General features: G+C 50.4%; 13 protein-coding genes. 2 read left to right on the forward strand and 11 right to left on the reverse strand.

Features of this window, described 5'->3' with window-relative positions:
* Positions 1-157: 157 nt before the first annotated feature.
* The 4 genes from B160_RS29345 to B160_RS0116100 all read right to left on the reverse strand — a co-directional run bounded on the left by B160_RS29345 (position 158) and on the right by B160_RS0116100 (position 5,354).
* Complete coding sequence (locus B160_RS29345) at positions 158-1,564, reverse strand: cation:proton antiporter domain-containing protein (RefSeq protein WP_157558100.1); 1,407 nt, start codon at positions 1,562-1,564, stop codon at positions 158-160.
* A 126-nt stretch (positions 1,565-1,690) separates the two neighbouring features.
* Positions 1,691-2,278, reverse strand: coding sequence for a hypothetical protein (locus B160_RS29350; RefSeq protein WP_157558101.1), 588 nt, complete (start codon positions 2,276-2,278; stop codon positions 1,691-1,693).
* 143 nt (positions 2,279-2,421) lie between these two features.
* Positions 2,422-2,856: a heavy-metal-associated domain-containing protein gene (locus B160_RS31715; RefSeq protein ID WP_018628961.1), complete on the reverse strand. Its 435-nt coding sequence runs from the start codon at positions 2,854-2,856 to the stop codon at positions 2,422-2,424.
* An 83-nt stretch (positions 2,857-2,939) separates the two neighbouring features.
* Complete coding sequence (locus tag B160_RS0116100) at positions 2,940-5,354, reverse strand: heavy metal translocating P-type ATPase (protein ID WP_018628962.1); 2,415 nt, start codon at positions 5,352-5,354, stop codon at positions 2,940-2,942.
* Between the two features lie 244 nt (positions 5,355-5,598).
* Between B160_RS0116100 and B160_RS0116110 the strand changes: the two genes are divergently transcribed.
* Positions 5,599-6,234, forward strand: a complete 636-nt coding sequence (locus tag B160_RS0116110) for a (4Fe-4S)-binding protein (RefSeq protein ID WP_018628963.1) — start codon at positions 5,599-5,601, stop codon at positions 6,232-6,234.
* A 23-nt stretch (positions 6,235-6,257) separates the two neighbouring features.
* Here the strand turns inward: B160_RS0116110 and B160_RS0116115 are convergent, their stop codons facing one another.
* From B160_RS0116115 to B160_RS0116150, 6 genes are all read right to left on the reverse strand, one after another.
* Complete coding sequence (locus B160_RS0116115; protein ID WP_018628964.1) at positions 6,258-7,106, reverse strand: class I SAM-dependent methyltransferase; 849 nt, start codon at positions 7,104-7,106, stop codon at positions 6,258-6,260.
* Between the two features lie 51 nt (positions 7,107-7,157).
* Positions 7,158-7,637 (reverse strand): anthrone oxygenase family protein, encoded by a 480-nt coding sequence (locus tag B160_RS30740; protein WP_018628965.1) that lies wholly within the window; start codon positions 7,635-7,637, stop codon positions 7,158-7,160.
* A gap of 594 nt (positions 7,638-8,231) precedes the next feature.
* The gene (locus tag B160_RS0116135) at positions 8,232-8,591 is read right to left on the reverse strand and encodes a DUF2200 domain-containing protein (RefSeq protein ID WP_018628968.1); all 360 of its coding nucleotides are present in this window, start codon (positions 8,589-8,591) and stop codon (positions 8,232-8,234) included.
* A 411-nt stretch (positions 8,592-9,002) separates the two neighbouring features.
* Positions 9,003-9,401: a VOC family protein gene (locus B160_RS0116140; RefSeq protein ID WP_018628969.1), complete on the reverse strand. Its 399-nt coding sequence runs from the start codon at positions 9,399-9,401 to the stop codon at positions 9,003-9,005.
* Between the two features lie 176 nt (positions 9,402-9,577).
* Complete coding sequence (locus B160_RS0116145) at positions 9,578-9,949, reverse strand: YkvA family protein (protein ID WP_018628970.1); 372 nt, start codon at positions 9,947-9,949, stop codon at positions 9,578-9,580.
* Between the two features lie 124 nt (positions 9,950-10,073).
* Positions 10,074-10,973 (reverse strand): serine hydrolase, encoded by a 900-nt coding sequence (locus B160_RS0116150; protein WP_018628971.1) that lies wholly within the window; start codon positions 10,971-10,973, stop codon positions 10,074-10,076.
* Positions 10,974-11,258: 285 nt separating this feature from the next.
* On the opposite strand from B160_RS0116150, the gene B160_RS0116155 reads away from it, so the two are divergent.
* Positions 11,259-12,233: a quinone oxidoreductase family protein gene (locus B160_RS0116155; RefSeq protein WP_018628972.1), complete on the forward strand. Its 975-nt coding sequence runs from the start codon at positions 11,259-11,261 to the stop codon at positions 12,231-12,233.
* A 341-nt stretch (positions 12,234-12,574) separates the two neighbouring features.
* On the opposite strand, the gene B160_RS31720 is transcribed toward B160_RS0116155, so the two are convergent.
* On the reverse strand, positions 12,575-12,784 hold the full coding sequence (locus B160_RS31720) for a hypothetical protein (RefSeq protein WP_026309819.1): 210 nt from the start codon (positions 12,782-12,784) through the stop codon (positions 12,575-12,577).
* Between the last annotated feature and the right edge of the window lie 350 nt (positions 12,785-13,134).

A 13,134-nucleotide genomic window follows, 5' to 3' on the forward strand; every position in this document is an offset into this window, starting at 1 on the left:
ACAAAGGATTCGGCTGCTAAAAATGTCTGAAATTTCCTCCAAAGCCGGCCCCTTTAGCTAAAGAGAGCGTTTAAAGTTCAATGTTAGGATGGCTTTTATACCCGATGCCCGGGTGTCATTTTCAAATCTTCAAATTCCACATCCCCGGATTTTCAGATTACCCGGCAGAAGATTTAAACCGTCTCTGGATCCGGTTCAGAGCAGGTCCCGTCATCAGGGTGGTGGAAAGTGCCATGATCACCAGGACCGTAAAGATCTCCCTTGAGATCACACCAAGATCGTACCCGATGTTCAGCACCACCAGTTCGGTAAGCCCGCGGGTGTTCATCAGCGCGCCCAGCTGAAGGCTTTCGCTCCAGGTCTGACCGGTGAACCGTGCGGCCGCGGCGCTGGCGCCAAATTTGGCGATCACCGCAATAATAAAAATAACGATACAAACACCCCATAGTGTAGCATTGTTCAGCAAGGCGATCTCTGTTTTCAGTCCTGTGGACACAAAAAATAAAGGCAGCAACAGCAGGAGGGCCACGCTATCGATCTTTTCGATGAGCTGTACACGGAATTTCATATCCGCCGGCATGATCATTCCCGCCACAAAAGCGCCAAACAAAGCATGTATGCCGATGGCGTCTGTAAGGTATGCGGAGGCGATTAAAATGATCATACAAACGGCAATAAAGGGTGTTGTCAGTTTTCCGCCGTTGCTCTTTTTATAGTATTGCTCCATCAAAGGGCGCAATACTTTCAGCATGAGTAATATATAGGCAACGGATAACAGGATCGTATATAAGGCGCTCCAGGCAGACCCGGCTTTTACCACGGCAATCACCAGCGCCAGGATGCACCAGGCGGTCACATCATCTGCCGCCGCACAGGTAATGGCCAGCACGCCCAGGTTGGTTTTTGAAAGGTTCCGCTCCTGTATGATCCGTGCCAGTACGGGAAAGGCCGTAATGCTTAAAGAGATGCCGATAAACAGTGCATAGGAGATGAATTGTACGCCACCGGGCGCAAATTGCTCGTAGGTAAAATAAGCAGCGGCTACACCCAGGGTAAAGGGTACGATAATACTGGTATGACTGATCATTACGGCGGCATTGGTCTTTCCTTTTAGCAAGGAAAGATCCAGTTCAAGCCCCACAATAAACATGAACAGTACCAGACCGATCTGGCTCAGCAGGTTGAGGTTGCCCAATGATTGGGGAGGAAAGACGAAGGCCGATACATCCGGGAAATAATAACCAAGGAAGGAGGCGCCCAGTAAAATACCCGCAGCCATTTCTCCGATCACACGGGGCTGTCGGATCTTTTTGAACAGGAAACCCATTAAAGAACCGGCCAGCAGGATCACAAAGATCTGCAGCAGCAATATTGCCAGTGGCTCACGGATGTTGTGCCGCAGTATGGCGGTAAAAGGAACCCCTAATGCCGGCTTGCTTTCGATGATGGATTTGATGTTTTTTTGCGACTGTAACTGGCCCCCCATAGTGAGGATCCACCAAATGATCGCAATAGCAGCGGCGACCGTTAACACATAGAAAAGAAGGTTCCTGTATCGTTGCATGCCTGAATATTTCAGCTGCAATATATCCCGTTTCCTTTTAATAGGCAGATTATCTTTATGTCAATACAGGACTGCGGCCACTGCAGCGCTGAAACAATAGATACCGCCTACGCTTTGTGGTCCGCGCTATCCATGATGGTGAGCCGGATGCTGCATTGGAGTGTGCGCCGGTGTCGCTTCTTTCACATCGAGGGTGAAATCTGCGGTATGTACGATGCCACTTGCATCGAATTGGATCCACATCCGGTAGATCCCTGCTTTTTCAAACTGCGTATGCGCCACAACCGGAGCACCGGTGCCTGCTTCAGTATGAACGTGCAGGAAATCCTTACAGGTCTGGTGGATGAGGATCAAATGTGCTGCTGCTCCAAGGTATGGTGACAACGCTGTTGCACGCAGCTGTTCACCTTCGCGTTCGATCCGGAAGGGGAGCAGGGATGCCGCGCCTGTGTGCAAGGGCGCGGCTAGGTCAACTTTAATGTCAAGACCTCCATCGGTAACTGCCGTTAATTTTTCGCTGCTTGTGGCAACGGGATCGGGACTGTTGCCGGCAATATGCAGTGGGATGGTGTCTACCGAAGGATCTATCCCTTCCGGTTGATAATCGGCGTACAACAGGTAGTTACCCCCCGGCAGGAAAAGTAACGGCCACCTGGTAGCTGCCGTCCTGCCGCAGCGCCGGATGCAGATGCCGGAACCAGGTAAGGGTTTCATCCAGAAGGATCAGGTGAAACGCCGCTTCATGCTGGTGTGCCAATCCTACTGTGACCCCGGGATCTGTGTGTCCTACCGGCTTAAACAAAAGCTGTATTTCCTTTTTAGCAGTAATGGCTTTTTAAAAGCGCCGTTTTAAACAGCTACAGTACAGGTTCTATTTTAAAACCGGCGTCTTTAACGGTGTTGATGACATCTTCGGGTGTGGCGCCGGCTGTTTTTACGGTGAGGATCTTATCCTTGCCTGTGGTATCTACCTCCCATTCTGCAATCCCGCTGTTTCCATCAAGCGCCGGTCTTACGGATGCCACGCAACCACCACAGTTGATATTTGTTTTAAAGCTCAGGGTAGCGCTGGCGGTATTGTCTTCTGCGGTTATATCGGCTACCGTGTAGCCCGCTTTTTCGATAGCGGCGGTAACGTCGGCCTGCTGTTGCCCGTCGTTCAGGGCTATAGAGGCCTGGCCTGCTTTTATTTCATTGACCGTAACCCCTTCGATACTGTCGAACGCGTTTTGAACGCGTGTCTGGCAATGAGCACTTTGCATATCAGGAATAGAAATGTGAATTGTTTTCATGTGTATATTTTTTAATTCGGTTACAAATTTCGTTGTTGCTGATCACGGTACTGTTACATCATTCCCGTTTATTCTTATATCATTTACCGTTTCCATTTGAGGCGTAAACTGTTGGTGACCACACTTACGCTGCTCAATGCCATGGCGGCTCCGGCGATCATCGGGTCGAGCAGGAATCCGTTCACGGGGTATAGAACGCCCGCTGCAACCGGAATGCCAATGATATTGTAGATAAAGGCCCAGAACAGGTTCTGCCGGATGGTGGCCACGGTTTGCCGGGACAGCCGGATCGCCTCCGGGATCTTGTTCAGATCCGATGAGATAATGGTCATCTTTGCCACGTCCATGGCAATGTCACTGCCCTTGCCCATCGCGATGCTCACATCGGCCTGCGCCAGGGCCGCGCTGTCGTTGATGCCGTCGCCGACCATGGCCACCGTTTTACCTTGTGCCTGCAGTTGTTTTACAAAGACTGCTTTCTGTTCCGGCAGCACTTCTGCCTGGTAGTCGGTTATGCCGGTTTGCCGGGCAATGGCTGCAGCTGTTGTTTCATGATCACCGGTAAGCATGTACACCGCAATACCTGCCTGCTTTAATGCCTGTATGGCTTCTGCCGAGCTTTCTTTTACCTGGTCGGCAATCGCAAACACGCCTAAAGCCTCCTGTTCGCTGGCAAACCAGATAACGGTTTGGGAGGCATCGCTCCATTGCCGTGCCTTTTCTAAAAAAGATTCGTCGATCCGGATGCCTTGCTCGTCCAGCAGCCTGCGGTTGCCTGCGTAGTAGACTACTCCATGAACCTGCGCCCTGACGCCGCGGCCGGTCAGGCTTTCAAATGCCGCTACGGGAGCTGCAGATACCGCTTCAAAATGTTTGGCCACGGCATCGGCCAGGGGATGCTCCGATCGTTTTTCAATGCCGAGGAAGATCTGCTTTAAAAGCAGATCATCATTTTTCCAGTAACTACCGGTCACCAATGGTTTGCCTTCGGTAATGGTCCCGGTCTTATCGAGCACCACGGCGTTTACTTTTTTGCCCAGCTCCAGGCTTAAGGCATCTTTGATCAGGATGCCTTTTTCAGCACCTTTGCCTATTCCTACCATGATGGCGGTAGGTGTGGCCAGTCCCAGGGCGCAGGGACAGGCGATCACCAGCACAGTGGCAAAGGCAATGAGCCCCTGTGTAAAACCATTGTTGCCGCCCAGCAGCATCCAGCTGGCAAATGCCAGGATGGCAATCCCAATCACTACCGGTACAAAAATGCCGGCGATCTTATCAACCAGTTTTTGGACCGGCGCTTTGCTGCCCTGGGCTTCCTGTACCATGCGGATGATCTGTGCCAGCATGGTCTCGGATCCTACTTTCTCTGCACGGAACCGGAAGCTGCCCTTCTGGTTAATGGTGCCGGCAAATACGGGATCGTTCTCATTTTTCAATACCGGAAGGGGTTCACCACTCAGCATACTTTCATCTACATAGGAGCTGCCGGCCGTTACGATGCCATCCACGGCGATCTTTTCACCGGGTTTCACAAGAAGGACATCCCCTTTATTTACCTTTTCGACAGGCAGGGTTTCTTCCCGGCCGTCTGTTTTGATAACGGTAACCGTCCGGGGCTGCAGCCCCATCAGCTTTTTAATGGCAGATGAGGTATTGCCCTTTGCCCTTTCCTCCAGTAATTTTCCCAAAAGGATAAAGGTTACGATCACGGCTGCTGCTTCAAAATATACATGTCCGTGCAGACCGCGGCTATGCCAGAAGGAGGGAAACAGGGTATTGAATACGCTGAAGATGTACGCCGTTCCCGAGCCCAGCGCTACCAGGGTATCCATATTGGCAGAACGGTGTTTTGCCTGTTTCCAGGCGTTGATAAAGAAGTCCCTTCCAAAATAAAGTACCACAGGGGTAGAGAGAACCCACATGATCTCGTTGGCATACCGGATATCCATAAAGAACATGCCGATGATCACCACCGGTACTGTAATGAGCGCAGCCCACAGGGTCTTTCTCCTCAGTGCGGCGAATTTTTGCTGATGGATGGCTTCCAGCGTTTCCGCCTCTTTTTCCCCGCTTTCGATCAGCAGGTCGTAGCCGATCGATTGCACGGCTTTTTGCATTCCGGCAGCGTCGATAATATTGGGGAGGTATTCTACCGCTACTGATGTTGTGGCAAAGTTAACAGATGCTGTTACGATCCCCGGCAGGCTTTTCAATAGACTTTCCACACTAATGGCGCAGGAAGCACAGGTCATATCCAGCACCGGGATGGTCTTTTTTACGGTGGGTACATCATAGCCGAGATCACGGATGGCGGATACAGCTTTGGACACTACGGCGTTTTCATCCGTGGTGATCAATGCCCTGCGGTTGTTCAATTCCACTTTATGTGCGGCAATTCCCTCCACTTTATCCAGCCCTTTATCTACGATCAGGGCACAATGTTCACTTTCTACTCCTTCCAGCGGGATGGCTATTGCATTTAACGGATCTGTTGTCATAAATAAATCGTTTAATAATTCCATACAAAGTTCGTACAGACAAAAGGCAGGACTGTTACACAATTATGGGTTTGGTTTATATAATTGCCATTGAGGTGCGGAAAATTTGAGAATTTGCAAGTTTGAAAATGTAGAAAATGAAAAAAAATAGAAAATGTTCCGGCGCTGTCGTGGCTGGCCGCTTAACCTGGATTAATTTGGAAATAAAAGAAATGGTGTAGCTTGGTACTCATAAAAAAAGCATATGAAATATAAACTTGAAAGACCGGTAAACGCCGCGATCGGCGCTGGAAGATACCAGTGCTCCGTCACCTGGCGCAATGGCAGCTTCACTGCGGATGAGCCGGTGAGCCAGGGAGGGCAGGACAGTGGCCCGGACCCTTATACCTTGCTGCTTTCTTCGCTGGCTTCCTGCACCCTTATTACCTTGCGTATGTACATCGACCGTAAGGGATGGGAGATACCGGAGATCCGGGTCGATACCAACCTGTACAGTGAAATAAAGGAGGGGAGCACCATCACGGTCATCGACCGGGACCTTTATTTCTCTCAGCCGGTGCCGGACGATCAGCGGCTGCGGCTGCAGGAAATCGCCCGGGCCTGCCCGATCTCAAAGATCCTGGAAAACCAGGTTACCGTCCGCACGTTCATGCAGCGGGAGCAGGAACAGGCAAAAAGGATCCTTTATGAAAATGAAGAGATCGCCGTGGTCTGGCGTCCGGAACTTTGCCAGCACGCCACCCGCTGCTGGAGAGAGTTACCTCAGGTATTCCGGCCCAAAGAAAAGAAATGGGTGGATGTGAACGGCGCCCCTGCAGGGCGGATCAGTGAGCAGGTACTCCGGTGTCCCAGCGGTGCCCTTGCGGTGGAGAAGAAATAGCAGGCGCCTGGGTGACCTACTTTTCAGGTTGTGGCCAGCAAAAACAGTTCTCCGCTGGCAGGCTGCAAATCATCGCCGCGGTTAGCAAAATACAGCCGCTCCAGATCGCTCTTGCCGATGACCTTCCCATTTTGAAGACCGGCTTCGCGGGCCAGCTGCAGTACGTCATCCGGTGCAAAAAAACTGATAAAAGGAGTGCCGGCTTCCCGGGCGCCTTTCTCCGCTATCTCCTGTAACGGCCGGTCTTCCTGTTCCATCAGGGGCAGGGGTAAATAGAAGGTTATTGCCAGTGCAGAGCCGGGTGCCAGCACTGCCAGCTGTTTCAATACATTCCGGATCGCATTTTCTGTAAGGTAAAGGGTTACCCCGGTACAGGCTACCACTGCCGGTTTGCCGGGGTTAAAGCCGGCATTTACCAGTTCCTGCCACCAGGAGGTCCTTTCAAAATCCACCGAAACAAAATGCAATTCTCCGGGCAGATTAAAGCCCAGTGCCTGCAGCCGCTGTTTCTTCCATAGCTGCGTATCCGGCTGGTCAATTTCATAGATCTGCAATTTCGAAGCGATTTCCGGCCGGCGTTGTGCAAAGCTGTCCAGTCCGGCACCGAGGATCACATACTGGCCCACACCTTTGCGGACCTGTTCAATGACCACATCTTCGATAAAGCGTGCCCGGGCCACCATGGACGCCCGCAGGCGCCTGGTAAATGCGGCGTGCATGTCCGGGCGTTGCTGCCATCCGGTATCCGGAGCGATCAGCTGCAGGCCGATCGTATCTTCGATAATGAGTGGGGGCGCATCTACCTGTACATGCAGGGCCCGCCATAAAGCGGTTCGTACTGCCGTATTATCCGGCTTCGTGGTTGTGTTCATCGTATCAATTAAAAATTTTCCACCTTCTGAAGCCCCGGCGCACGCAGACGGCTACCGGTATGCGAACCGGTTTTTGTTCCTGTATAAAACCGGCACGCAGAGGAATACGAAGCTAAGAATGCTGGTCAGGGTTCTGTAAAAATGGAACTGCTTCCAGGTGGCACGCAGTGCAACCCAGTTATCCGGGATCGTAGCAGGAGTCCATGTTTTGATCTGGTTGTCGATGGGCACTTCCACCAGCAGAGTGATGAGCAGGCTGATGATCATGCATATAAATGAGGCCAGTACAAAATAAAACGCCGGCCTCTGTTTCCGGAGACTAAAGCACAGCAGCAATAACACCAGCAGGGTAGCGGGCATCAGGATCCGCATGGGCACAGCTACATTATCAATGATGGTTTGACCGATCTTTATAAAATGATCCGGGGGAAAGGTTTCCAGACTGCGCGTAAGGGTGAACCAGGTACCCCAGAATACCCCGGTAACCAGCATGACAAGGATCAGGCCGCAAAACCACCAGAACTTTTTCATGACTATTGATTTTCGTTTTTCGGGCGCCTTCGGATGAGGCTTCAAACAATAAAGGTATTGCATTTCGCCAGGAAATCCTATAGTGCAATGCTGTTCAACTGATATTTCGCCAATATGCGCCATGGTTCCCTTCGATGAAACAGATACTGTCAAACTTTAAAACCGCAGGTAAAGGGATCTTTTGAATGGTCCGGAATATTTCATCTGTACAGGCTGCGTTTCTGGGATGCATCAATGTGATATGGGCTGGTGTAGCCTTACCGGAGCCGCTGAGCCGGACAAAACTTTCAACCGGAGCTGGTGAAAGGATTCATTATTGCCCGCTGGCTATTTTGTGACAGTTCCGGCGGTGGAGAAAAATTCAGCCCGCATTTGAAATGATACTATAAAAAAAGACACCGGTAGATGCAGCTGTATCAAAAGCCACTATTCCTGCCCGGGCAATCGGCCGGATGGGCATGCCGGCATCTAAAACGAGGTAGGGGGGCAATAAATTCCGAACCAGGCTCAGAAAAACATTCCGTTATAAAACGAATTTTGTCACGGTCCCGGAACCTCTTCCAACAAGAAACGCCGCAATTGATATTTCTGATGTCACTTCCTTAAGATCTTATCCATGGTCTTTCCCTTTGCCAACTCGTCAATGAGTTTATCGAGGTAGCGGACCTTTTGCATAAGCGGGTCTTCTATTTCTTCCACACGGTAACCGCAGATCACACCGGTGATCTTCGAAACATTCGGATTGATTTGCGGCGCCTGGGCAAATAAGGTTTCGATGTTGGTTCTGCTATCGAGATGGTGTTGCAATGTTTTAAGATCATATCCCGTCAGCCAGCAAATGATGGTATCTACTTCCTCTTTGGTACGGCCTTTTTTCTCCGCTTTTTGAATATAATGCGGATAAACACCGGCAAAGGACATTTTATAGACCCGGGCATTATTTGCATTGTTCATTTTAGAAAGTATTGATGGTTAAGTTTTCTATGTACACTGCCGGCAAAGGCAGCATGGCCCCCTGTTACAGGTCTGTCAAAATTACATAAATATATTTATAAGGAGGGGGCGCTATAGATACACGAATAAATAAATTACAGCCCTTTTCTTTCAAAAAATGGGTACGAGTGCCGCCATTTGGCGCTTATTCGTGAATTTGTGGCAATGAAATTGTTGAAACTTTTCGTTGATATACTTCTTTTTGTAGCGAAATGTCGCGCCGGGGCATGAAGACTGGTGTAACCTGACCTGATCCCAGGGTTTCATTGTTTTTCGCCCCGCATTATTGACAGCGCTGTCTGTCGCCCAGGTCATCTGGTTACCCGGAACGGCTCGCTTGCGGGAATGACCGCGTGAAAAAGCAGGGCTTGTCTAAAGCCCTTCCATATAAAAGACATTGAATTTATGCCCGTCCGGATCGGCAAAAACAAAACCATAATAATCGTTGCCAAATGTTTCCGGAGGGGAAACCAATTTGCCGCCGGCCTTTTCTACTTCCTTCGCCCAGGCATCCACCTGGTCTTTGCCTTTTGCAGAAAGGGTGAATATGATCTCGTTTGCGATGTGTGCATCCGCTATTTCGCCTTTCATACCGGGTTTAAGCGCGTCTTTTAGAAAAAAGTGCAGGACAAAGGCATCTTTACCCACCGCAAAACTTGTCAGTTCATTGTTGGGAGCGCCATTGGGTTGAAATCCCAGTTCGGTATAAAACTTCGTGGTCCGCTCCAGGTTGTCTACGGCCAGGTTGGCCCATATCATTTTTGGATCCATTGATTTGATTTTTTATTTGGTTACCGATGGTCAGGGCCTTCGGCAAGCCATAATTATGATTCGCAAATTGCCTGTACAAAGCTATGAAATAGCATAGAGCATTTTGCAGTGTAAAAACGGCATTTGAGCGGGGGATTTGAGACAATGTCAGGCAATGGTGCAGGCGGCCCTGCGCCTTAATGACGAAAGAAATACCGTGCAACCAGGAACAGGAGGTAGGCGTACAGGGCAACCACGGGCAGGGCGTAATACCATCGCTGCGGCAATTTCTGCTTCATATCGATCTTTGCCCGGATCTCTTCTATGACCGGGGGCGGTATCAGCTTAAGGGTGGCGCTGATGAGTAGGGGCACAATGATCAGGTCATCCAGCAGGCCCAGCACAGGAATAAAATCGGGAATAAGGTCCACCGGGCTTAAAAGATAGATAACGGTAAGCCCGGCCAATAACTTTGCCAGCATCGGGGTACGCTTGTCGTGCAAGGCATAATAGACCGGAACGATCTCCCGCCTGAACTTTTTTACTTTTGCTTTCAGTTTGTGGAACATGACCTTTTTTTGCTGCCACAGAATACACAGCGATGCTGAAATTTCAGGACGGTTTGAAATGGGGACGGGAACACCGTCGCAATATAACAAGATCTGTGTTCCTGAGCTTCTATAACTGATCTCCTTAATCGATCTTCTCAAAAGCGGTAAACCGGTGTTTCGGCTCAAAATGGTTCCAGATGATATTGGCCAGTTTGCGGGTCAATACCTCGGCTTCGTTATCATCCGTCCAGCTTTGGTCTTTATTGTTCTTGGTGAGGATACAAAAAACAAAATCACCTCCCGGGGCGTTTACAAGCACTACCTCACCGCGGGCATCATTCACCGATCCGGTCTTACAAATGGTGCTCACCGTTGCCGGGAGCTGTGATAAAGAACGGCCGTTGTAAAACTGGTTTTTCAGGTAGCGGTACATTTTATCCGAATACCGGGCGTCAATAACCTTACCCTGGCGGATCAGGGTAAACAGCCGGGCCATTTCCCTGGGCGTGGTCTGCCCCCAGCCATATTTCTTCCAGATATCCTGCCGGCCTGCGGTGCGGGAGTTCACCTTTGTATGAGGCAATCCCAATTGATCCATAAGCGGATTGACAGCCGCACCGCCGCCCGCCAGCTCCTGCAGCCAGATGGCGGCCACATTATCGCTGTATGTAAGCATTAGCGAGATCATGGTAGACAGATCTGTACGGGCGCTGTCCTTATAAAACTGCATGAGCCCCGAACCTCCATACGCCCGTTTGGCATCATATACAAATTCCTGCGAAAGTTTCAATTCGTTTTGCGAAATTTTCTGAAACACACCTGCCAGTATGGGCACTTTTACAATACTGGCAGTGGGGAAAACGGTATCCGCATTCACCGCTACAAAGCGATCCCTTTTTAAGTGATGTACATACACCCCAATATCCCCGTGAAAGTCGCTGACCGCTTTTTCAATCAACGTCTTTAACTTTCTATCTTCTTTTTGAGCGTAACTAAAGGTGTATATAAACAGTGCACTTGCAAGCAGAATGTATTTTGACATGGCCCAACAGTTTTGACAAACCTACATAAAATTTTTCATCCGGATTTTACCGGGACTGCATAACCTTTTTTCCTCGCCATGGCGCCGTGTTCATACAGGCCATTTCAATCACAAAATGTGATGCACCTGTTTTACCGGTCGGGGTGAAAAATTTGTGTAGGCTTTCTTCCTGCTAAATAGAACCGTTTTTACAGAAGAAATAAAGAAAGGCCTGCTCATTTATTAACAAATGTTATTGTTCCGGCAACACCGGACGGCTTAATTTTGCCGGAAAACAGGAATCCAATGAAAGCAGCGGTCGTATTTCAAAAAGGCGAAATGCTCAGATATGTAACCGATTTCCCGGCGCCGGTAGCGCAGCGCGACAATGAATTATTGCTCACCGTAAAGGCCTCCGCCGTAAAGAACCTGGATAAGATGCGCGCCAGCGGGCAGCATTATTCCACTCAGAACGAAGCATGGACGGCAAAGGTGGTGGGAGGGGATGGCGTGGGCCTGTTGGCAGATGGCACCCGCGTGTATGCCATCGGCATCAGCGGCATGGTAGCCGAAAAGGCGCTGGTGGAGAAAGATATATTGGTAAAGCTGCCCGGGGGCATTGACGACGCCACTGCTGCCGCGCTGCCCAATGCCGTGATGGGCTCGGCGCTGGCATTGCGTTTCCGCGCGGGCCTGCAGCAGGGCGAGACGGTGCTGGTGAACGGCGCCACGGGCGTTACGGGCAAAATGGCGGTGCAGATCGCCAAACATTATGGCGCCGGCAGGGTGATCGCTACGGGTCGCAATGAGCAGACGCTGCAGCAGTTGCTGTTGCTGGGTGCGGATGCGGTGATCCCGCTGGGGCAGGATGCTACCAGCTTTGCCGACCGGGTACGGCAGGCGCACGGGCAACACCCCATTGATGTAGTGGTGGACTACCTGTGGGGGCCCAGTGCAGAGGGCATCCTGCAGGCACTGAAGGGCGATGGAAGGGCCTCGCACCGTACCCGTTTTGTAACTATTGGCGGCATGACGGGCGACACCATCATCCTGTCTTCCTCCATCCTGCGCAGCACCGACATCCAGCTCTCCGGCTCTGGATTGGGCAGCTGGTCGCGTGCAGAAGTGAAGCAATTGATCACTGAAATGCTGCCTGAAATGTTTCAACTGGCGGCAGCCGGCGCGTTAAAAATAGATACCCTTACCATGCCCTTGCAGGATATAGAAAAAGCCTGGGATATGCCGGTGGCAGGGGGCAAGCGCCTGGTGATCCTGATCTGATGAGGGACGGCGGCAGGGCCAATGATTATAGTCGGTTTTTAGATTTGGACGTGTCCCCGGCATGGGCAGCGGGGATGGTCAATATACCGCATTATCCAAAAGCCCATACCGGGGCCGGGCTACGGCGAAGTCTTCACGAGCACCATTAAAAAACAAATAAAAAAGATAGCGGTTTTGAAATAGGCCATGTAGTGGATGTTACCTGTGAGGAGGGCCGGCTCACCATTACTTTGTCCAAAGAGCAACGCTATGTAAGCGAATAGCAGAATACGCCTCCTATTACAAATCTTATATGGCTGACTTTATACAATATTACACCGTATCCTTCCTTAAGTGTGCAGTTATGGTGCAATTCTTAATTCGTAGTAAGAGCCGGCACCTTTGGTCTCAGATGATTTTAAAATGCCTTTTTTAACCAGTAGCTGTAAATCTCTTATTGCAGTCATTCTTGCTACGCCAGTAACTTCCTGGTATTCTTTATTTGAAATCTTTCCTTTTCCTTCACATACAACACGGCTTTCACTTGCCTGCCCGGAAATTTCCCCAGGCATCGCATTTCGTTACGCTTTTTTCCTGCATGCCAGGGGCAGATAGCGCGCCCCCGGTCTTAGAAGCTGTTTAAAAACGATCCGGGAGAATCCGTATAACCATTAAAAGGTGCCAGCTTTTTATCGTCTCTACTTGGGGCTTCGCTGTAGCCGTCATCTGTAAAAAGCGGGGTTCAACGATCATGTTAGCAAAAGAGGCATGGCCTCGAAAGATCCGGCAAGAACGGGTTTCAACCCGTTTATAAGTCCAAAAGAACAACAGAGAGCCATAGGCTCGGGGCATAATGATCCGTGCCGATGGCACTTATGAAATTACAGCTTCGTTAAAGCCGTGCTAAAGCGCGGCTTTAACG

This window comes from Niabella aurantiaca DSM 17617 (genome assembly GCF_000374125.1).
Lineage (GTDB): Bacteria > Bacteroidota > Bacteroidia > Chitinophagales > Chitinophagaceae > Niabella > Niabella aurantiaca.

What these genes read in the sequence shown, in the direction of transcription:
- B160_RS0116100 (WP_018628962.1), bottom strand. Translation starts at nt 5,354, where the DNA reads ATGACAACAGATCCGTTAAATGCAATAGCCATCCCGCTGGAAGGAGTA.
- B160_RS0116155 (WP_018628972.1), top strand. Translation starts at nt 11,259, where the DNA reads ATGAAAGCAGCGGTCGTATTTCAAAAAGGCGAAATGCTCAGATATGTA.
- B160_RS0116110 (WP_018628963.1), top strand. Translation starts at nt 5,599, where the DNA reads ATGAAATATAAACTTGAAAGACCGGTAAACGCCGCGATCGGCGCTGGA.
- B160_RS0116115 (WP_018628964.1), bottom strand. Translation starts at nt 7,106, where the DNA reads ATGAACACAACCACGAAGCCGGATAATACGGCAGTACGAACCGCTTTA.
- B160_RS31720 (WP_026309819.1), bottom strand. Translation starts at nt 12,784, where the DNA reads ATGCCTGGGGAAATTTCCGGGCAGGCAAGTGAAAGCCGTGTTGTATGT.
- B160_RS29350 (WP_157558101.1), bottom strand. Translation starts at nt 2,278, where the DNA reads ATGAAACCCTTACCTGGTTCCGGCATCTGCATCCGGCGCTGCGGCAGG.
- B160_RS0116150 (WP_018628971.1), bottom strand. Translation starts at nt 10,973, where the DNA reads ATGTCAAAATACATTCTGCTTGCAAGTGCACTGTTTATATACACCTTT.
- B160_RS30740 (WP_018628965.1), bottom strand. Translation starts at nt 7,637, where the DNA reads ATGAAAAAGTTCTGGTGGTTTTGCGGCCTGATCCTTGTCATGCTGGTT.
- B160_RS29345 (WP_157558100.1), bottom strand. Translation starts at nt 1,564, where the DNA reads ATGCAACGATACAGGAACCTTCTTTTCTATGTGTTAACGGTCGCCGCT.
- B160_RS0116145 (WP_018628970.1), bottom strand. Translation starts at nt 9,949, where the DNA reads ATGTTCCACAAACTGAAAGCAAAAGTAAAAAAGTTCAGGCGGGAGATC.
- B160_RS31715 (WP_018628961.1), bottom strand. Translation starts at nt 2,856, where the DNA reads ATGAAAACAATTCACATTTCTATTCCTGATATGCAAAGTGCTCATTGC.
- B160_RS0116135 (WP_018628968.1), bottom strand. Translation starts at nt 8,591, where the DNA reads ATGAACAATGCAAATAATGCCCGGGTCTATAAAATGTCCTTTGCCGGT.
- B160_RS0116140 (WP_018628969.1), bottom strand. Translation starts at nt 9,401, where the DNA reads ATGGATCCAAAAATGATATGGGCCAACCTGGCCGTAGACAACCTGGAG.